Source organism: Leucobacter chinensis, assembly GCF_019049105.1.
Taxonomy (GTDB): Bacteria; Actinomycetota; Actinomycetes; order Actinomycetales; family Microbacteriaceae; genus Leucobacter_A; species Leucobacter_A chinensis.
Window position 1 is genome coordinate 46,499 of record NZ_JAHQZR010000017.1, and the last position, 20,161, is coordinate 66,659.

At 59.6% G+C, this 20,161-nt stretch carries 17 protein-coding genes; 7 read left to right on the forward strand and 10 right to left on the reverse strand.

Going from position 1 to position 20,161, the window contains the following annotated elements; translation table 11 throughout:
* Positions 1–37: 37 nt before the first annotated feature.
* The 3 genes from KTJ78_RS13000 to KTJ78_RS13010 all read right to left on the reverse strand — a co-directional run bounded on the left by KTJ78_RS13000 (position 38) and on the right by KTJ78_RS13010 (position 3,196).
* Positions 38–580 carry a YaeQ family protein gene (locus KTJ78_RS13000; protein WP_217136518.1) on the reverse strand — a complete coding sequence of 181 codons (543 nt, stop codon included), beginning with the start codon at positions 578–580 and terminating at the stop codon, positions 38–40.
* Positions 581–655: 75 nt separating this feature from the next.
* On the reverse strand, positions 656–2,080 hold the full coding sequence (locus tag KTJ78_RS13005; RefSeq protein ID WP_217136519.1) for an APC family permease: 1,425 nt from the start codon (positions 2,078–2,080) through the stop codon (positions 656–658).
* 12 nt (positions 2,081–2,092) lie between these two features.
* Positions 2,093–3,196, reverse strand: a complete 1,104-nt coding sequence (locus KTJ78_RS13010; RefSeq protein ID WP_217136521.1) for a zinc-binding dehydrogenase — start codon at positions 3,194–3,196, stop codon at positions 2,093–2,095.
* A gap of 121 nt (positions 3,197–3,317) precedes the next feature.
* Here KTJ78_RS13010 and KTJ78_RS13015 point away from each other — a divergent pair, with 121 nt between their 5' ends.
* Positions 3,318–4,763: a PucR family transcriptional regulator gene (locus tag KTJ78_RS13015; protein ID WP_217136523.1), complete on the forward strand. Its 1,446-nt coding sequence runs from the start codon at positions 3,318–3,320 to the stop codon at positions 4,761–4,763.
* A 9-nt stretch (positions 4,764–4,772) separates the two neighbouring features.
* Here the strand turns inward: KTJ78_RS13015 and KTJ78_RS13020 are convergent, their stop codons facing one another.
* The 6 genes from KTJ78_RS13020 to hisD form a co-directional block, all read right to left on the reverse strand.
* Complete coding sequence (locus KTJ78_RS13020; protein WP_217136525.1) at positions 4,773–5,780, reverse strand: class C sortase; 1,008 nt, start codon at positions 5,778–5,780, stop codon at positions 4,773–4,775.
* Between the two features lie 140 nt (positions 5,781–5,920).
* A complete protein-coding gene (locus tag KTJ78_RS13025; RefSeq protein ID WP_217136527.1) occupies positions 5,921–7,462 on the reverse strand; it encodes a SpaH/EbpB family LPXTG-anchored major pilin in 1,542 nt (513 codons plus the stop codon).
* A gap of 329 nt (positions 7,463–7,791) precedes the next feature.
* Complete coding sequence (locus KTJ78_RS13030) at positions 7,792–9,549, reverse strand: sigma-70 family RNA polymerase sigma factor (protein WP_369808103.1); 1,758 nt, start codon at positions 9,547–9,549, stop codon at positions 7,792–7,794.
* Positions 9,550–9,707: 158 nt separating this feature from the next.
* On the reverse strand, positions 9,708–10,499 hold the full coding sequence (locus tag KTJ78_RS13035) for a GntR family transcriptional regulator (protein ID WP_217136530.1): 792 nt from the start codon (positions 10,497–10,499) through the stop codon (positions 9,708–9,710).
* Positions 10,496–11,602, reverse strand: a complete 1,107-nt coding sequence (locus KTJ78_RS13040; protein WP_217136532.1) for a histidinol-phosphate transaminase — start codon at positions 11,600–11,602, stop codon at positions 10,496–10,498. The genes KTJ78_RS13035 and KTJ78_RS13040 overlap by 4 nt, the downstream gene beginning before the upstream one ends.
* A complete protein-coding gene (gene hisD, locus KTJ78_RS13045; protein ID WP_217136534.1) occupies positions 11,599–12,915 on the reverse strand; it encodes a histidinol dehydrogenase in 1,317 nt (438 codons plus the stop codon). The genes KTJ78_RS13040 and hisD overlap by 4 nt, the downstream gene beginning before the upstream one ends.
* 154 nt (positions 12,916–13,069) lie before the next feature.
* Between hisD and KTJ78_RS13050 the strand changes: the two genes are divergently transcribed.
* Both KTJ78_RS13050 and KTJ78_RS13055 read left to right on the forward strand, forming a co-directional pair.
* On the forward strand, positions 13,070–13,402 hold the full coding sequence (locus KTJ78_RS13050; RefSeq protein ID WP_217136536.1) for a PadR family transcriptional regulator: 333 nt from the start codon (positions 13,070–13,072) through the stop codon (positions 13,400–13,402).
* Positions 13,399–14,466: a permease prefix domain 1-containing protein gene (locus KTJ78_RS13055; RefSeq protein ID WP_217136537.1), complete on the forward strand. Its 1,068-nt coding sequence runs from the start codon at positions 13,399–13,401 to the stop codon at positions 14,464–14,466. The genes KTJ78_RS13050 and KTJ78_RS13055 overlap by 4 nt, the downstream gene beginning before the upstream one ends.
* A gap of 58 nt (positions 14,467–14,524) precedes the next feature.
* On the opposite strand, the gene KTJ78_RS13060 is transcribed toward KTJ78_RS13055, so the two are convergent.
* Positions 14,525–15,034: an FBP domain-containing protein gene (locus KTJ78_RS13060; protein WP_217136539.1), complete on the reverse strand. Its 510-nt coding sequence runs from the start codon at positions 15,032–15,034 to the stop codon at positions 14,525–14,527.
* Between the two features lie 303 nt (positions 15,035–15,337).
* Between KTJ78_RS13060 and KTJ78_RS13065 the strand changes: the two genes are divergently transcribed.
* From KTJ78_RS13065 to KTJ78_RS13080, 4 genes are all read left to right on the forward strand, one after another.
* The gene (locus tag KTJ78_RS13065) at positions 15,338–15,961 is read left to right on the forward strand and encodes a trimeric intracellular cation channel family protein (RefSeq protein ID WP_217136541.1); all 624 of its coding nucleotides are present in this window, start codon (positions 15,338–15,340) and stop codon (positions 15,959–15,961) included.
* A gap of 397 nt (positions 15,962–16,358) precedes the next feature.
* A complete protein-coding gene (locus KTJ78_RS13070; protein WP_369808104.1) occupies positions 16,359–17,291 on the forward strand; it encodes an ABC transporter permease in 933 nt (310 codons plus the stop codon).
* 14 nt (positions 17,292–17,305) lie between these two features.
* Positions 17,306–18,202 carry an ABC transporter permease gene (locus KTJ78_RS13075; protein WP_254259699.1) on the forward strand — a complete coding sequence of 299 codons (897 nt, stop codon included), beginning with the start codon at positions 17,306–17,308 and terminating at the stop codon, positions 18,200–18,202.
* On the forward strand, positions 18,199–20,109 hold the full coding sequence (locus KTJ78_RS13080) for an ABC transporter ATP-binding protein (protein ID WP_217136553.1): 1,911 nt from the start codon (positions 18,199–18,201) through the stop codon (positions 20,107–20,109). The genes KTJ78_RS13075 and KTJ78_RS13080 overlap by 4 nt, the downstream gene beginning before the upstream one ends.
* Positions 20,110–20,161: the final 52 nt, after the last annotated feature.

The window sequence follows — 20,161 nt, forward strand, 5'->3', positions numbered from 1 at the left end:
GTACCGTTCGCACGGCGCCTTGCACGTTCCAGCAGCCTCAGCCGATGGCGTGCTCGCCGATCTCGGTGTGCAGAGACTCACCGTGCAACTCGAGGTAGAGCTGCCCCTCGGTGCGTGAAACCGACACGGTGTTACGCCTGGAAAGGTTGGCAGCAACCGCGTCAATGAAGCCGGGCTCCAGGCTATACATTCGAATTGTTTCAGCCTGGTGAATCTTCTTCCCAGCGAGCGAAGCAAGAAGCTTTTCTGGATCTCGGTGGGTATAGACGGCAACGTTCTCGGCCGCCTTGCTCGCACTGTGCAGACGTTCGGGACTTGGAACGCCAACTTCGATCCACGTCACAATCGCGCCCGTCAGATCGCGCACGAGTACCGCGGGCTCGTCGGTCGACGAAACTCCGCCTGAGCCAAAGGCGATGCCCTCACCGTACTCGAGGCAGTACGCGATGATCCGCGTCACCATGAACGCGTCGGTCTCAGAAGGGTGCTTCGCAACGCGCAGGGCAAAGTCTTCGTACACACCACGATCGACATCTGCCAGCTGCACGTCGAAGGTATACATCGTCGCGCCAATAGCCATGCACCGAGTGTAGCAAGGGGCCGCTGCCCAAGAATTCTCGAGCAGCGGCCCCTCGTCGGAAGCAAAGGCGCGACGCTAGCCGATACCCTCCATCATCTCGGTGTGGGTGTTACCGATGCGTCCCTTCATCTCGGGGTCGCGCTTGGATGCATAGCCGAAGCGCACAAATCCGAGCACCATGGTGATGAGGAAGAGGTACGGGATAACGTTCATCGGGAACGCTGGAACCGGCCAGATATTGGCATAGAACACGTACGCCATCGCGGCAACCGAGACGGTGGCAAAGATGGGTACGAGACGGTTTTTGATGCCCTGCTTACGCAGGTAGACAACGCCAGCGATCGCAACCAGTGAATACGAGAGCATATAGCCGTACGTTCCATAGGTATCGATCCACACCAGCATGTCCATCGGCTCGTTCTTGAAGAGGATGAGCACAACATCGACGGCGATCGTGAGGCCGCCGGCGACGAGCAGACCGCGGTGAGGCGTGAGGTGCTTTTCGTGCGTGCGACCGAAGCTTCCGGGCAGCACGCCCTCTTTACCCATGACGTAGATGATGCGGCCCACGACGTTCAGAGGTGCGACAACGACGGCAAAGAACGAAGCTGCAACACCGAACACGAGCAGCGGGCCGAACCAGACGGGCATACCGATCTTCTCGTTGATCGCTTCGAGCGGGCTGGCAACAGTCGCGAGGTCATCGCCCAAAACGACGATCTGTGTGTATGCCGAGAAGATGTAGAGAATGCCAACGCCAAGAGCACTCCACATGATGGCGCGCGGAATCGCGACCTTCGGGTTCTTCGCCTCGCGACCGAGAGCATCGGCCGACGAGAAGCCGACAAAGCCGAGAATTGCGAGCACCATACCGGCGCCAACGCCCTCGAACGGCGTCTCAGAGAGCTTGAAGTGCGACGGATTCCAGCCTGCCTTGACCGCCCAGAACAGGCCGGCGATGAGCAACACGAGAATGATGACGATCGAGATGATCTCGAGCACAAACGAGACGCGAGCCGAGGCCCTGATGCCCTGAATCGTGAAGAACACCGCGGTGCCACCGATAAGAATCGTGAGTGCCACGGTCCAGCCGGTTCCCTGCACTCCGTCGAAGCCGAGCAAGCGCAGGGTGTCCATGAAGAACGAGACCGAGCCGTTAAGCGAGCCAGTGGCGATGCCCCACGAACCGATCATGAGGGCAGCGCCAGCGGTGAAGGCGCCAACCGGGCCGAGGCCCTTGGCAACGTACGTGTAGAGCGAGCCTGCCGATGGGAAGAGCTTCGCAAACATCGAGACGATGTAGCCGACGCACAAGATCACGATGGTCGCGAGGGCGAACGCGTAGAGCGTTCCGGTGCCCGCGCCCATGAAAATCTCGGCGGCGGTAAAGGCGATCACGGCGCTCGGGGCAATGCTCGCGATGGCCTGGGCTGCGAGCTCAGGGCCCGACATGACCCCCTCGCGCAGGCCCGAATCAACCTGAGGTTTCGTCGTTGACATGTATGGCGCCCCTTATGCTTCCGGAATGAGCAGGGTGCGAAGCGCGCTACCGGCCTGCAGTTCTTCGAGGGCCTGTGCTGCCTGCGAGAGGGGCACGCGTCCCGAGATGAGCGGATCGAGAATCAGCTGGCCGTCCATGTAGCGATCGACGAGCGCAGGAATATCGATTGATGGGCGCACCGACCCATAGTTCGAGCCAAGGATGCGCTGGTCTGCTTCGGCGAGCACGAGCGGCTCGAAGCTTGCCTTTGCCCCTGTGGGAGGCAAGCCAACGATCACCGATGCGCCACCGAGGCTGAGCATCTGAATCGACTGCTCGGTCGTCTCAACACGACCGATCGCGTCGAAGGCGTAGTCAACACCATCGGGCAGGAGTTCTTTGAGCTGTTCAACAACGTCGCCATCTGAAGCGTTGATGCGGTCGGTCGCCCCAAACTGCACTGCCATCTCGGTTTTCTCTTCGCGAAGATCGATCGCCACGATGCGCTCGGCGCCCGCGAGGCGTGCACCCTGGACAACGTTGAGGCCGACGCCGCCGCAACCGATCACGGCGACGGTTGAGCCCGGCTCGACACCCGCGGTGTTCGTGACGGCGCCAACGCCGGTTGCAACAGCGCAGCCCACGAGTGCGAGCACATCGAGCGGTGCGTCATCGCGCACCTTGATTGCGCCTGAAGCAGGAACGATGACCTCTTCTGAGAATGACGAGACGCCGAGGTAGTGCTGAATGGTCTCATCGCCGATGCTCATGCGCGAGGTGCCGTCGAAGAGCACCCCCTGGGGTGCAACAAGGTCGGCAACGAGCTGGCAGCGGGCCTCGTAGCCCGACTTGCAGAAGCGGCACTCGCCGCACGGTGGCACCCAGCTGAGCACAACATGGTCACCCTCAGAGAGAGACGTGACGCCCTCGCCGAGCTCAGTGACGATGCCCGAGCCCTCGTGACCCATAACGAGCGGTGCTGCTACCTCCCACTCGCCACGCTTGACGTGCAAGTCTGAGTGGCACACTCCGGCTGCCACGATCTTGACCCGCACCTCACCCCGCTTCGGGGCTGCGAGTTCAACATCGGTGTACTCGATGGCGTGTTCTGGCCCTCGGAAGACGACTGCTTTCATGACTGTAACCTCTCTGTTGGAGCGTGAAGACACCTGAGCTTATAAAGCAATGCCCCGAAGGCACAATGCACATAATGATGATTCTGCAAAGCATCCATCATCATCTTGTACACTCTGTTGCATGGCACTGACCCTGAGACAACTCATCACCCGCTTCAGTCCAGAATCAATTCACGGGCTGCACGATCTCGACGAAACCGTGGCCGAAGTGGTGCGGTTTGACGAGCTCATCGTGAAGGGCTCTGAGGTACATCACACCCTCGTCACCTGCTCAGCCGAGCAGATCGAAACGCTGCTTGAAACCCCCGACAGCGAACAGTGCGACCTCCTGCGCCGATGTATTCTCGCCTCTTCAGAGCACAGCCCAGAGCTCGAAACCGCTGTTGCCGAGACTGGATTTGCCGCCATGCTCGGCGCGAAGGTTCCCCCGTCCGATCTCTTCACCTCGCTCGAAACAGTGCTCACGAACTACCTCGCGGCTGACGACCGCATGCTCACAACCGCGGCACGGGTGCTCACCAAGGTTGCGAGCGTGGGTGGCGTTGAGGGTGTACTCAACCAGCTCTCATCGCTCATCGACGGCTGGGCAGTGCTCCTCGACGCGCACGGCCAGGTGCTCACAAGCGTTGCTGCGGGTCGCCTGCACATCGACGACGCAATCTCAGTGGTACTCAATCGCCCAGTGAAGGTGCGTTACCCCGGCCTACAGGTGCACGTCATCGAGTCGAGCGGGCGCACGAGCGCCCGACTCGTCATCGCATCTCGCGGATCGAGCTCGTACAGGGCCAGGTCTATCGCGGCACTGGCAGCAAACATCATCGCGCTCATGCTTCGCACAACCGACCCGTCAGAAACCGAGCGTCTCGGCCGCAAAGCTATCGTAGACACGCTCGTGCGCGGCGGGGCCGATGCGAGCGAGCTGCTCTCAGATTGGACCATCACCGATTCGCATCTCGCCGCCTTTGTATTTTCGTCAAAGACGAAATACACTGACGTCGAAAACATGGTGGCGAGATGGCTTACGCAGAGCGGCTTTCCGCACCTCTTTTATGGAACGGGGTCAGAAGTTTTTGGTTTTGCCACCGAGGCTGTACTTGCCTCACTCGAAGAAAAGACCCGTGAGTTTCGGGCTTATCGAGACGAAAGGCTACATCTGGGAATTGGCTCGCTTCTACCGCAAGCCGAACTCGAAGCGAGTCTGCAGCAAGCTCGTCAAGCACTCTCGGCAACGAGCACCGAGGACCAACACGTTCTGCACTTTCACGAGCTCAGCTCGATGCGCCACGCCCTCACGCACTTCACTGCATCGCAGCAAACATTGCTTGCTTCGGTACTCGATCCTCTGATTCACGCGGGCCCTCAGGCCGAAACACTCCTCGAGACGCTCACTGTCTTCGTGCAGTACCACGGTTCATGGAGCGATGCTTCTCGTCAGCTCGGGATACACCGCCAAACTCTCGCAAAACGTATCGACCTTGCTGAGCAGCTCCTTGGCCTCTCGCTCCAGTCGGCCGACGACCGCGCAACCATCTGGCTCGCGTTACGGAGCTTGCAGCAGGCCCGGTAGCGTTTGCGGTCAGCCCTCGACGCCATCGGTTTCGGGAAGGGCAGCTGCGACAGGATCCGCGGCTTTTTTAGGGCCTCTCGCTGACCAAACCAGGTAGGCAGCACCAAGCAGAATAGCGCCGCCGTACCCTACAGCCCACCAGGCAAACCCCGGCAACCCGCTCGGCCTGCCAGCAGCATCAAGATCAGTCTGGGGGGTCGGCGATACGCGCTCACCGGTCACGAGAATTCGGTGCGTGTTCACGCCGAGCGGCGTACAGGTAATGAGGGTGACAAGGTCTTCACCAGGCTCTTGGTGCAGCGTCTCGGTCTGATCCGGCTCAACGACAACTACGTCTCGAACACGGTAGGTGAGCACCTCGCCAAACGTCTCGAGAGTAAACGTATCGCCCTCTGTGACCTGGTCAAGATCGGTGAACATTCGGGCGCTTGCGAGCCCCCGGTGGCCAGTAATAACCGACCGCGTACTCTCGCCGCCAACGGGCAGTGACGTGCCCTCGAGGTGCCCAAGCCCCTTGAGCAACGTATCTTCGTCGGTGCCGTGGTAAATCGGCAGGTCAACCTTAATTGAGGGAATACGCAACCTCGACATGACCCCGCTCCGGGTTGCAAGCTGGTCGCTGTAGCGAAGCTCGTTATCGCGCAGCTCGCCGGAGCCAACGGCAACGTTTGCGCCGGCTTCGAGCAACGCCCCTGATGAAAGCTCCTCGTTGTACCGCTGTGCCTGATGAATTTGGGTGGCGATATCAGGCTTTACGTTCGCTAACTCTTCGTCGTAAACACCAACGAGCGATGACTGGTTCACCTGCGATAGCCACGCCGAGGCAGAGGGATACAAGAGCACCCCAACCCCGAGCACCCAGCATACGAAGGTCACCCAAGCACCAAAGGGAGGCTTACGGCGTCGCTCGGCACGTCGTTTTGCAGCACGACCGTTAGGCGAGTAAGCGGTTTGGGCTTCGCCCTGCTCAGCGTTGTGCCCGGCCTGGGCTGTCGCTGTACTAGCGTGGCGGCTCATGCTGTCTCCTCAAACACAAGTATTGACGTTTCCATAGGGTTTGCCGGTCTGACGAAGCGGGGGGGGATTACTTCGTCAGACCGGCTGCTTAGAAGAAGCGTACCGCGCGGGCACCCTTCACACTCAACGAGTCGCTGTGACTACGCGGCCGTGTTTTTGCGGCGTGTGATCATCACCGAACCAGCAGCAACCACCACCAACGCAAGACCACCAACAACCAACAACACCTGACCAGCACCACCAGTCATCGGCAACTCAGGCACCTCCTGCTGAACGTTCTTCACCTTCGCAGAAAACTCCGTCACCGCACCAGGCTTCACAACAACCTCGGTACGAGCCCCATCAGCATCAGGCAACACAAACCCGGCAGGAGCCTTCGTCTCAACAAGCACGTAGCAACGCTCCTTCAAACCATTCGTCATCGTGCCACCCTGAAGCTCGTCATCACCAATCCACAACCCAGGAACCGTGATCGTGCCATCAGCACCAGAAACCAGCTTCAGTTCCTTCCCATCAGCACCAGTCACCGCAGGCAGGCTCTTATCAGCAACACACCCCGAAGCAACCTCACTGATCAGAAGCTTAAACTCAGCCCCTTCAAGACCCTTACCAGCCTTACCAGCATCAATCTTCTGCAACTTCAGACCACCCCAACGAGTCCACACCTCATCAGTCGGAGTACCCGGCTTCCCGTCACCATCAAGATCAAGATCATTCACATTCACAAACGCCTGGTTCGCGATCTCACCATCACCCAACGACTCCACAACCGCAACAAAATCAACCGTCACCGTGTCACCCGTTTTCAGCCCGGCAAGACCCGCCTCATCAAACGAGACCGTCAACACTGACCGGCCCTCACCATCAACCGTCCACGCAGCCGTGTACCCAGTCGTCACCGTTACCCCGTTCACCTGCACTACCGGGATACCCTCACCCTTCAAACGGGCATCAAGCGTATCGGTCACCACAAGCTTCGTGTACTGATCATCAGTCACCGCGGGAAGTACCTGCGACACCCGGTAATCAACATCAGCACCCACCACGAACCCGTTCTCGGGCTGATTCTGAATCGTCTTCGAAGGCTTATCGCCCACATCGTTCTTCGGGTACACATTCACGTCATACACCCACGACGCACCATCACCCTTCTCACCCGTCGCGGGCGTCGGGATCGTCACGATAAACGGTTCTGACTTCTTCGTCACCTTTTCAGGAACCTTCGTCTCACGAACCAGGTACGCACCCAAATCAATGGCACCACTTGACGCAACACCATCAACCGTCGCGGGAAGCTCATGGCACTCACCCAACGAGTACGAACCCAGCGTCTGCCCCGAACGGGCACCCTTCAACGCGTCAGCATTCTTCCCCAGAACCGTTAACGCATCCCAGCCCTCGTTCGTGCCATCAAACAAATCAACACTCTCGATCGGGCAGTACTCAAACACCACCCCATCAATCGGGTTCGACGAAGGCTTCGTACCCGAACCATCAGGATGCATCTCACCCTGACCCGGGTTCTCATACTTATGCACCGTCAACGAACCCTGCAAATCAGGTTTAATCTCGACCGCCTGCGCAGCCGAAGCCCCCGCAAACAACCCAGCCGCACCAACCGCAGCAACCGCAGTCACCGCCAAACCACGACGCAAACCGCGCCCCACACCCATACCAGCCATCAATCCATTCCTTTCTCAACCACCAACACCTCGGTGACCTTGGTTTTCGGGGCAAAGAAATCCCCCAAGTTTGCTCAAACAGAGAGCACGATTCGAGGTTCTCGACGTGCCCAAACGGTTGAGAAAAGAACGTGAGATGCCACGGCATGTTTCCTGGTATTCCCAGCAGCCAATACAGCCCCCACTGCTCTCCCCTTTTCCATCTCAGAGCTTCTTGAGCAAAGCCCTTCGACAATTAAGAGAGCGGGGTGAAACAAATGTGACGCGGTTCGGAAAAAATATTTTTTCGAACCGCGTCACGAGTGTTCAAAATTACTTCTCTCGGCGTTTTACGCCGAGTTCTTTCGCTGCCTCTTCGTCACGAAAACGCCACCCGCGGAAACAAGCAACAAGCCACAAGCGAGCGTGATCCACAGCCCCGTACTTCCGGTCATCGACAAGAAGCCGGGCTTGGCAACGTTGGTAATCGTTTTCGGTGCACCTCCGGTTTCGGCCGAAGTTTGTCCAATGATCATCTCAGTTCGCGCTGAATTGCCTTCAGGAAGCTGATAGCCCTTCGGCGCGATAACCTCTTCGAGCACATAGCAGCGCTGCGACAGACCGTTCGAGTAGGTACCACCATTGAGTTCGTCGTCACCAACCCATAACCCCGGTACCTCAATCAGACCGTTCTTATCGGAGCGAACACGATATTCCGAGCCACCGTCGATCGTTACCAGGGTGAGGTCGTCGTCGAGCCGACAGTCGACAGTTTTTTCGCTGGAGAGCACTCGAAATTCGGCCCCTTCCAAGCCCTTACCGGGGTGTTCGGCATCGACTTTGAGAAAGCTCGCCGACCCCCAACGGGTTCGCACCTCATTCGTTTCGGCACCCGGCTTACCGTTGCCATCGAGATCGAGGTCGTTCACGTTGACCTCGGCCTGGTTCGTGAACTCTGTGTAGCCAAAGGGTGTTTCTAGCACCTGATCCTGGCCCGTCGATCCGCCCGTATTTGGTTGCCGCTCGACTGTCTGGCCCGGAGTCGTTGACTCGCCGTTCTCAGGTGCAGAAGCTCCGGGTTCCCCGCTGCCCTGATCTTCGTCACCTCCGGGCCGCTGCTCACCAGCACCGGTGTGACGGTCAGTCGAGCCCTGTTTAGCTTCACCAGCCGAAGGTTTGTCAGGGGTCTCGGCCACCGACACAGGTTTCTTCGGCTCGATCACTGTGTCTCCGCCGAGCGGCCCCACCACTCCGGCGACGACAGCGACGGCACCGGCGACGGTCACGGTCACCGCGATCGCCGACGCAATTGCTGCCTTGCGTCGCCCGGCTTTGTCGAGGGTCAACACACCCGCACTCACCATGCCAATGATGCTTGCCTGTTCGGCAAAGCTCTTCCAACGCGTGTTGCACTTGGTGCAACTGTGGAGGTGCATCTCGGCTTCGGCGCGACGCTTGCTCTTCTTGCGCCCCCATCGAATCTCGTTGAAGTCGGCCACGCACGCTGCGCAATCGGCGTCGAGACCGCGTGGCGGGTGCATCTTCGTGAGCCACGACTTCTTGAGCCCTTCCCTGGCCCGCTTCAGCAGAACCGAGGTCGAGTTCGGTGACATATCGAGGTCAAGAGCGACCTCTTGCACCGGCCTTCCGGCAACATCAACTTCGAGAATCACTCGCTTCCAACGCAGCGGCAAGTCTTCGAGCGCCGCGAGCGCCGCACTACGCTGCTCGGCTTCTGAAAGCTGCTCATCACCAGCGACAAGAAGCGGATCGAAGCGTTCTTCGTCGTGCGGAGCGCCTTCTCGTTTACCTGTTTCCCAGTAACGCCCGAGCTGCGAGTTGATCGTCTTGTATAAGTACCCTCCAAACGAATCGGTGGGCCCTTTGCCTTGCAGGAGACTCTGATAAACCGCGTCAAAGGCATCAGCTACAGCATCTTCGGCGTGAACTGGATCTTTACGGCGCGCCCAAGAGAGAGCCATGCCGTGGTATCTCTGCCAGAGTGTGGCGAGTGGCCACGCTTCTCCGCGACGAATAGTGTCGCAAAGCTCTTGGTCTGAGATAGGCTGCTCTTCCAATTCCCCTTGGTCTCCCATCACATCGCACATACTAGCAGCGAGTTTCCCACTTTTTTCTCGGAAACAGGGTGCTCAAGAGTCTCTATTCAAGCCAAATTGCGACTATATGAGAGTAATACACTCACAGGTATTTATCAGATTGAACGACGAACGTAGCAAAGCTTGCGCCCTGTTTTCTCCCAGAGACGCTAGTCGACAGGCGCAATAACGAGTCTTGGCTGCGCATACTGCAACGATTGGTGCGCATCGCGCGGCGTTGAGAATGTGAACGAGAAGTGATCACGCCGATACAAGGAACGAACCGAGACAACCGCGAGACCGAGTTGATCGCGCACGCACCCGCTCATTGCGAAGGCTGCACTGTGCTGCGTCTCACCAAGCAGCGACGCTTGAAGCTCGTCTAAATCGGCGATATCAAGTGAGAATTCACCCAGTGAAAGCTGCACCCCAAACACCGCTTCGAGCGTGTCATAGATCGACCGGTCCTCGAGATTGAGGTCTCGCAAACCAGCAAATCTTGGGAACGGCAAGAGGAGGTGTTCGAGGGCAATGGGCTCACCGTCAGCCTGCCTCACTCGAGTGATTGAGAGTAGCTGCTGCACGAGGTCACCGAAAACGGTGCCGTGCCCTTGCTCACTCGCGTCAACCACCTCGACCGCGATAACCCGCGAACTCGGTACCCTTCCACTTGCACGAATCTGTGCCGAGAAGCCAAGAAGTTCCCGAGCTGCGTATACGAGCCGCTTTGAAGACACGAAGGTGCCTCTGCCCGCGGTACGTTCAACGAGCCCCTCAGCCGAGAGTCGCGCGATCGCTTGACGAACAGTGCCCCGGCTCACGCCATACTGGCTCGCGAGTTCAAGCTCTGGGGGCAGCTGTTCGCCCTCCGCAAACCGCCCGCTCGTGATCTGTTCGCTGAGTTGCGTGTAGAGATGCTCGTGGAGCGGGGTTCGCTTGAGGCCGGGTACTGCGTGGCTCATTGCTGAGCCCCTGCCACGGTGATGTTTGTAACCTCGTCGAGCGCCTCAAGAAACCGGGTGGTCTCGCGTTCGGTTCCCGCAGTGACCCTCAGGTGACCGCCCAGCCCGACATCGCGAATCAGCACGCCGCGCTCGAGCAACTGCTGCCATACCGCCTGGCCGTCACCCCCTGGAGCTCGAAAGAGCACGAAGTTTGCGTCGCTGTCGGCGACCTGCACTCCTCGTTCCCGCAGGGTTTGAACGATGCGATCGCGCTGCACCTTGACGGCTTCAACGCCAGCAAGGAGCGAAGCACGGTGTTCAAGCGCGGCAAGTGCAACCGCCTGGGTTATTGACGAGAGGTGGTACGGAAGCCTCGTGAGCAACACTGCCTCGATAACCCTGGGGTCAGCTGCAAGGTAACCGACCCGTGCCCCAGCCAACCCGAATGCCTTCGACATAGTGCGCGACACCACGAGGCGCGGTCGCGACTCGATGAGCGGCAGGAGCGATGGTGTGTGCGAAAACTCAACATAGGCCTCATCGAGCACGATGAGCGCATCTGTCGCGTCATGAATCGCAAGCACCATCTCAGGTTCGAGAGACCCACCGGTGGGGTTATTCGGTGTGCACAAGAAGATAACCGAGGGCTTCACGCGTTCAATCGCGGTGAATGCATCACCCAGTGAGATATCAAATTCAGGGCCGCGGTCGATGGCCTCATACCGGGCACCAGTTGCTTCAACGAGTGTTCGGTGCATTGAATAGCTCGGCTCAAAACCGAGCACAGTGCGGCCGGGGCCGGCAAAGGCCATAAGCAACTGTTGCAACACCTCGTTCGAACCGTTCGCCGCCCAGAGGCTCGATACAGGCAGAGACACTCCCGTCGTTTCGGCAAGGTAACCCGCAAGACGTTCACGCAAGAGCGTTGCGTCGCGATCGGGGTAGCGGTTTGCACCGCGTGCGGCCGACGCAACGGCTGTCGCAATATCGGCGACGAGTGCGTCGCTGAGCTCAAAGGGGCTCTCGTTCGTATTGAGCCTCACAGGAACATCAATTTGCGGGGCACCATACGGTTCTTTGCCCTGCAGTCGCTCCTGAAGGGGAGGCAATACCTGACTCATACTGCCCCTCCTTCGAGTCGCACCTGTACCGCAGCCACGTGTGCATGCAGCTTCTCGGCACCACCAATGGCCGCAATGTGGTCGGCAACCTCTGTGAGGGCTCGCTGATCGTAGTTCACCACATGAATGCCCTTCACAAAGCTCTGCACTGAAAGCCCTGAGCTATGCCGAGCCGTGCCTCCGGTAGGCAAGACGTGATTTGACCCGGCGAGGTAATCGCCGAGACTCACGGGTGAGTACGGGCCAATGAAAATAGCGCCTGCGTTCCGTACCCGCGCTGCGTCACGCTCTGCGTTACGCGTAATGACTTCGAGGTGCTCAGGCGCCCAGTGGTTCACCGCGGCGAGCCCCTCTTCAATCGAGTCGACGAGCACGAGTGCTGACTGATCGCGCAGGGCGACAACGATGCGGTCACGGTTTTCGGCCGTTTGCGCTTGGCGAACCATTTCATGCGCAACCGCTTCAGCGAGCTCTTCAGAGTCGGTCACAAGCAACGCAGCAGCCCGCGGATCATGCTCTGCCTGCGACAGCAGGTCTGCCGCGACGTGTTCTGCATTGGCTGATGCGTCGGCAAGCACGGCAATCTCGGTTGGCCCTGCCTCTGAGTCGATGCCAATAACACCCTTCAAGAGACGTTTGGCGGCCGCGACATAAACGTTGCCGGGGCCGGTCACAAGGTCAACCGGATCGATCTCGTCGGTTCCGTAGGCGAAGGCTGCAATAGCCTGGGCTCCGCCAACAGCATGAACCTCGTCGATGCCGAGCAATGCGCACGCTGCAAGAACGACGGGATGCGGCAGCCCCGTATCGTGTTGCGGTGGTGAGGCGACGGTGAGCGAGCGCACCCCCGCAACCTGCGCGGGTATCACGTTCATGACGACACTGCTGGGGTATGCGGTGAGGCCCCCCGGCACGTAGAGCCCGACGCGGTCAACCGCGACCCAACGTTCGGTCACGGTGGCCCCGTCGGCAACTTGCACCGTCACGTCGGTGCGCCGCTGTGCCTCGTGCACAACCCTGGCACGCCGCACTGCCTCGGCTAACGCTTCACGTACCGCAGGCTCAAGGGTTTCAAGCGCCTCGGCGAGCGCCGCGGCTGGCACCCTCGTTCGAGGCACGTCAACCCCATCGAAGCGTTTGGTGATTTCACGAACCGCGCTACCGCCGCGCTCGCGCACATCGTCGCACACCGGGCGCACAGCCTCTGCAGCGTCTTCAACGCTCAGTTCTGCTCTTGGGAGTGTCGAAAAATCAGGCCGCAGCTGCCCCCGGTAGTCAATGCGTCGTATGTCGTCGTAGTGCAAAGCGTTCATCGTCTCTCCCGTAGCGCGGTATCTGCCAATGCGACAGTAACACCCATTGTCTGAAAAGTATAGACAATTCAAACATTTACGAAAAAGCTATGTTTGACGTACTACTTCTGACATAGTATGTTTGCAGTAGCATGATGCAAAGAAAGGAGTACCCATGATCAGCGCAGATGCCATTCGCGGCTACGTCGACCTCATGGTTCTCTCGCTCCTCCGCTCAGGCCCTTCGTACGCATACGAGTTAGCCCAGCGCATCACTGCGATGAGCGGCGAGATGTACACCATCAAACAAACCACGCTCTATTCAGCGGTGAAACGACTCGAAACGTCTGGCTTCGTAAGCTCGTCGCCAGGCCTCTCACCGAGCGGAAAACCACGCACCTATTACCAGCTCACCGAGTCGGGCCTCTCGCACTATGCGCTCAAGGTCGCCGAGTGGCAAAGCACCAAAATCGTCGTCGACACATTCATTGAAGGAGCCCCACAGTGAACGTCATCATTGCTTATCTCGAGACCATGTTTAGCGCCTACCCGCAGACCCCGCGGCTCCTCGAGGCTAAGCTCGAACTCCGCGCCATGATGGAAGATGCCTACACAGGCTTCATCGGTCAAGGACATTCTGAGAACGAGGCCGTCGGCCAGGTCATTCGTGACTTTGGCAACCTCGAAGAGCTTGCCCCAGTACTTGGCATCACCACTGACATCGGAGCGAGCGTTAGCCCGAGCGCGCCTAGCTCGAACACTCAAGACCAAGCAACGCACCCCGCCGCCCCACGCAACACGCCAATCACCCTCGACGAAGCAAAGGGGTATGCGCAGGCTCAGAAAGCCATCCGCTTTCGGGTGAGTGCAGCTATCGCGTTCTTCGTGCTCTCGCCAATTGCCATCATCACACTCCCCGTGGCCTCCGAAACCAACATGATTACGGGGCTCTCACCCAGCACGGCCACCTTCGTCGGCATCCTCATACTCCTTGCGCTCGTCGCAATTGGCGTGATCACCCTCGTCACGACCTCACGCGAGACCGAACCCTACCGGCGCGTCAGAGAGCATGCTTTCGCACCCAACCATGAGGTGGCGGCCTGGGCCCAGAGCCTCGCCAAAGAGCACGAGAACGGGCGCATCAGAGCCCTCCAGATCGCGATTTCACTGTGGATCCTCTCGCCAACTCCCGTCATTGCCGCAGCCCTACTCATCGAGGAATCACCTGAGAAGAGCTTCTGGGTCATTCTCGCCGTCGCAGCACTGCTCTGTTTCGTCGCTGCAGGGCTGGCCGTGCTCCTTCCTGCCGCGTGGGCCCACACCGTCGCCGAGACCCTCAGTCGCGGAACCGAGTATGCGCGTACGTCCGATCTCGAAGAAGCAGAGCACAGCATCACCGGGGTCATCGCGTCGTTCTACTGGCCACTCCTTACCGCCATTTTTCTCGCGTGGGGTTTCATCGGCCACGCCTGGCATATCGCCTGGGTCATTTGGCCCATCGGCGCAGTGCTCTTCGGAGCCATCGCTGCCGGTACCGGCGCAATCGACGGCTACCGCAAATCACGTCGCTAAGCGATCACCCTTGTGGGGCGCACGCCACCCTTCGCTGGCGCACGCCCCACGGCAGGCTCTATCGCCCGGTCACGAGCATCTCAGCAAAGCCGTCTGCTCGTAGGCGCAGGTTTTCGATGCGCAGTTCACGAGCCGCGACAACGTCATACCCCTCATATGCGGGAGGCGGATCATTGCGTACGTTTTTCGAGCACTGAAAATCGCGGCAGATGAGGGTTCCGACGGTGTTTCCCCTGCGCCCGGCGTCGCCAACACGCTTCGCGGCCCAGAACACCACCTCGTTGGGCAGCCGCACGTCCTGACACCAGTTGCACATGGCGCGTGACCGTGGCGAAGCCTCGGCCTGTTTGAGCATGACCCCGATCGGCGGCTCCCCCGCATCAATCCTCGGCACGACAACGTATGCTCTGCGAGCAAACTTCGGGTCGCGCCAACCAAGGTAGTCGAGTTGTTGCCAGTCGGTGTCGCTGAGCGTCTCGAAGGATGGGCTCAGCGAGACGTCTTTGACTTCTTTGCGCGAGGCGTTCACAAACGATGAACGAATGAGTGTTTCTGTGAGTGGTTGCATGAGAAACTTTCTGGGGCCCGAACGTCCGTTGCGAAACGCACGCCAAGTAAGCCCCCGGTTGTACTGCGTGAGGGTTCGATTCGGTGGCCGCCCTCAAGCATCTCGCTTGATGCGGCCTCGTTGTCGCGCTAATCGCCGTCGGCTAGTGCTTCGCCGACGACCTCCTGACGCTGTGCGTACAGCTCTCGATAATTCACGCGACTAACCTAGCACTCGTTCCTGATCACTCGCAGGGTTTCGTGGCCCTCTTGCAATGTCTGTCACAGAGGAGAAGAGCCGCTGACGACCTCGTAGAATATTTACGTGACAGAGACCAGTGAAATCATCTTCGAAGCCCTGTGGATCTTCGGCATTCTTGCGTTCGCCATATCTGGCGGCCTCGTTGGCGTGCGCCGAAATCTCGACCTACTCGGAATTCTCGTGGTGGGTACCGCGACCGGTATCGGCGGCGGCATCATTCGTGACCTCATCATTGGCGTACACCCACCGGTTGCGTTTATACACTGGCCTTACTGGGGCACCGCGATTGCCGGCTCGCTGTTCGTGTTCTTCTTTCACCCAGGGCTCGCGCGCATCCGCCGCGCAGAGATCATCTCTGACGCATTCGGCCTCGGCGTCTTCGCAGCCTACGGCGCCGCCGTTGGGGTCTCGGAAGGCTTCGATCCACTCACGAGCGTCTTTATCGGCACCGTTGCCGCGATCGGTGGCGGCGTCATTCGCGACGTACTCGTCAACGATATTCCTGGAGTGCTCACGCGTGAGCTCTACGCCGTATCGGCGATTCTCGGCGCAACTGTGGCAATGACCATCGCGTGGTTTACCGGCTACCTCGTGATGGCCTCGGTGGTAGGCGGCGTCTTGGCAACTGGGCTGCGCCTCACCTCATACAAGATGGGCTGGCACCTGCCGAAGCCCAAAATGAAGTAGCACTCGACGAGAAGCCACGCTGCTTTGGCGCACGGAGTGACGTTCGCTTCTGCAGAAGGTACTCGCGGGCCGCGTCTACGGCCTCCCAAGACGTAATGTAATCCTTCGTCTGGAATTTCGCTTGTTTCACCAAAATCTACTATTTGAACACGCTGTTCATTTGTGAGATCCCTTACCCTTTCGCAACAACCGGGTAACAAAAAACACTCACCGCGGGATGTATGTTTGGGTGAATTTACGAGCACTTTTGCAGGTCTCGGCTTACCCAGCCGCTCCTCTTTTGTGCACACTCGCCAGCACCCACCGGCGAGCGATCATGCAACGACGCTGACCCAAGAGGAACAGATTGACCAGGTATCTCCTCCGTAGATTTTTCGGATGGCTCGCCCTTATTTTCGTGGCAACCAACCTCACCTATTTTCTTGCCTGGGGCTTTCTTGACCCTCGCAACAACTTCATCGGGCGCCGCCCTCCCGCGACCGAAGAACAGATCGTCAACCAGCTGTTGCCACGTAACCTGAGTGACACCGTGCCGCTGTGGGAGCGGTGGTGGAACTGGCTCGTGGGAATCGTCACACGCTGGGACTGGGGCGTGAGCCCAGTCGGGCAGTCCGTCAATGAAGAGGTTTCGTACCGCATCTGGGTGAGCGCCGAACTCGTGCTTGGCGCAACGATTCTCGCGACGCTCATCGGCATCGGTCTGGGTGTGTTCACTGCATCTCGCCAGTACAAGTTCGCCGACCGCCTCGGCCAGGCAGTTTCGATCATCGCCATGAACGTGCCCATCGTCGTCGCGGCCTTCGCCGTCGTGATGCTCGGCATCGGCATCAACGACGCGGCAGGCACACGCATCTTCTTCGTAACGGGATCGTCAAGTACGGGGGTAACGGGCTTCTTCCCCATACTCATAGACACCCTGCAGCACCTCGCGCTACCAACGATCGCTCTCGTGCTCGTGCAGTACGCCTCGATCCACTTCTTACAGCGCTCGCTGCTGCTCGACAACATCAGTGCTGATTACGTGCGCACCGCCAGAGCGAAGGGCCTCACGAAGCCGCAGGCTATCCGCCGCCACGCGCTTCGCACCTCACTCATCCCGGTGGCGACGCAGGTTGCTTTCACAATTCCCACGGTGTTCACGGGCGCTGTGATTAGCGAGAAGATCTTCGGCTGGAACGGCATGGGCAGCTACTTTCTCGACACCATTGCTAACAACGATATTCACGGCACGGTTGCAATCGCCGCCTTCGGCGCGTTACTCACCGCGATTGGCGCCCTGCTCGCCGACATCGCCGTCGTCATCCTAGATCCGAGAGTGCGGGTGAGCTAACCATGATGACTCCAATGACCAAAGCCAACGTCGCGTCGCCTGACGTGCCGAGAGGCCGTACCTCGAACCTGCGCCTCTATACCCGCCGTTTCGCACGCAATAAGCCAGCCATCGCGGGGCTCGGCGTGTTCGTACTCATCGTGCTCTTCGCGATCGCGGGTCCACTCATCAGCCCATACAGCCACACCGACATGGATTTTCTCGCGCTCACCTCACCACCGAGCGCCAACCACTGGTTCGGCACGAGCGTTGGCGGGCACGACACCTTCGCCCAGGTCGCAACGGGGCTCCAGCGTTCACTCATGATCGCGCTCTCGGTCTCGATCGGCACAACCGTTCTCTCAGCATTTGTCGGCACGATTGCGGCCTACTTCGGTGGGGTCATCGAACGAACCACGCTGCTCGTGATCCACTTCCTCATGGTGATTCCCACCTTCTTGTTGCTGTCGATTCTCTCGAACGCTTCTGGCGGCGACTGGCGAGTCATCTCGCTCATCATGATTCTCGTAGGCTGGTACCTCCCGGCGCGCATCATCTGGACCATGTCTCTCTCACTCCGTGAACGCGAGTACGTACGTGCGGCCAGGTACATGGGCGTTGGCGGCGTTCGTGTCGTCGTGCGGCACTTGTTACCCAACATCGGCTCGTTGCTCGTTGTGAACTTCACCCTCGGCGTCGTCAGTGCCGTCATGACCGAGACCGGACTCTCGTTCATCGGCTTCGGCGTGAAGCTCCCCGATGTCTCGCTCGGCTCGCTCATTGGCGACGGTGCAGGCAGCATCACGAATGCGCCCTGGCTCTTTGCCTTCCCAGCCTTAGCCCTCACCCTTCTCACTGTGTCAATGGCCCTGATCGCCGACGGGCTTCGCGACGCGTTTGACCCAACCTCTGCCGCAGGAGGCCGCGCATGACCGCCCCAACCCTTTCAGTCCAGAACCTCACGGTTTCGTTCCCCTCTGAGGCAGGTCGTGTCGACGCCGTACGCGGTGTCAGTTTCGACCTCGAAGCCGGCAAAACTCTCAGTATTGTTGGCGAGTCAGGCTCGGGTAAATCAGTCACCGCACTCGCAATCATGGGACTGCTCGACGAGAACGCGAGCGTGAGCGGATCGGTCATGTTCGAGGGCCGCGAGTTGCTCTCGCTGAGCGACAAACAGCTCTCGATCGTGCGCGGTAACGGTATCTCGATGGTCTTTCAAGACCCGCTCACCTCACTCACCCCGGTCTACACGATCGGAGACCAACTCATCGAGGCCCTCACGACGCATCAGCGTCTTGGTAAGCGCGAGGCCGTACGCCGAGCAGAAGAGCTGCTGCGGCTCGTGGGCATCACTGACCCGCAGAGTCGCATGAAAGCGTTTCCGCACGAGTTCTCCGGTGGTATGCGCCAACGCGTCGTCATCGCGATCGCCATGGCCAACAACCCGAAGCTCATCATCGCTGACGAACCGACGACCGCCCTCGATGTGACCATTCAGGCGCAAATTCTCGACCTCATGCAAACGGCGCAGGAGACGACCGGCGCGGCCCTCATCATGATCACGCACGACATGGGCGTGGTCGCAAGAACCGCCGACGATGTGCTCGTCATGTACGCGGGACGCCCCGTCGAGCATGCGCCGGTCGATGAGCTGTTCTCGCGCCCCAAGATGCCGTACACGATCGGCCTCCTCGGCGCGATTCCCCGCGTCGATCAGTCCTCTGACCAGCCGCTCGTGCCGATCAAGGGCAACCCACCCATTCTCATTAATCTGCCACCCGGCTGCCCCTTCGCCGACCGCTGCCCCATCGCTCAGGCCGCCTGCCGTGTCGAGGAGCCCCCGCTCGTTCCGGTCGCGAGCGAAACGCACCTCGCCGCATGTCTGCGCTCCGACGAGATCAGCGGTACAGGAACGATCGACGGCGCCCCCGTCTACCCCGTTCCAGAGCCCCTCGACAACCCCGTCGAGGCGCTCCCCCGCGACCAACGTCCCAAGACGCTTGAGGTACGCGGGCTCTGCAAAACCTTTCCGATGCTCAAGGGGGCGCTCGTCAAACGCAAGGTCGGCGAGGTGCACGCGGTCAAGAACGTGAGCTTCGACGTGCACGAGGGCGAAACTGTCGCGATCGTCGGCGAGTCAGGCTCGGGCAAAACGACGACACTTCTCGAGGTGATGGATTTCGCACCACAGGAGCCAGGCGAGGTCATCATCGCGGGCACCAACGTCGCCGACGTGCGAAGCCGTGCCGCAGAGCGCAAACTCAGGAGAGACATTCAGATCGTCTTCCAAGACCCGATGGGCTCGCTCGATCCGCGCATGACCATCGCCGACGTCATTGCCGAGCCCTTGGTCGCCAACGGGATGAGCAAAGACGATGCCCACGTTCGGGTCAGCGAGCTCATGGAGCTCGTCGGGCTCAACCCAGCGCACATCGACCGTTTTCCAGCCGCATTCTCGGGCGGGCAACGCCAGCGCATCGGTATCGCCCGCGCACTGTCAACCGAGCCTCGCATCATCGTGCTTGACGAACCTGTCTCGGCCCTCGACGTGTCGATTCAGGCCGGCGTGCTGAACCTCCTCAACGAGCTCAAAGCAAAACTAGGGCTCTCGTATCTCTTCGTTGCACACGACCTTTCAGTCGTGCGTCACATCGCCGACAGGGTCGCGGTCATGTACCACGGCGAGTTCGTCGAGCAGGGCGAGGTCGACGATGTATTCGACCGACCCCAACACCCTTACACCAAGTCACTGCTCGCAGCGATTCCTATTCCCGATCCCAAGGTCGAACGGGAGCGACGCCTTGCAAGAGCAGCAGCTGCCACGACGCTCGCCCCGTAACCGGGAGCGAAACAGAGTTCCACCGACGAAGCAGAGCGCCCAGCTCGAACCG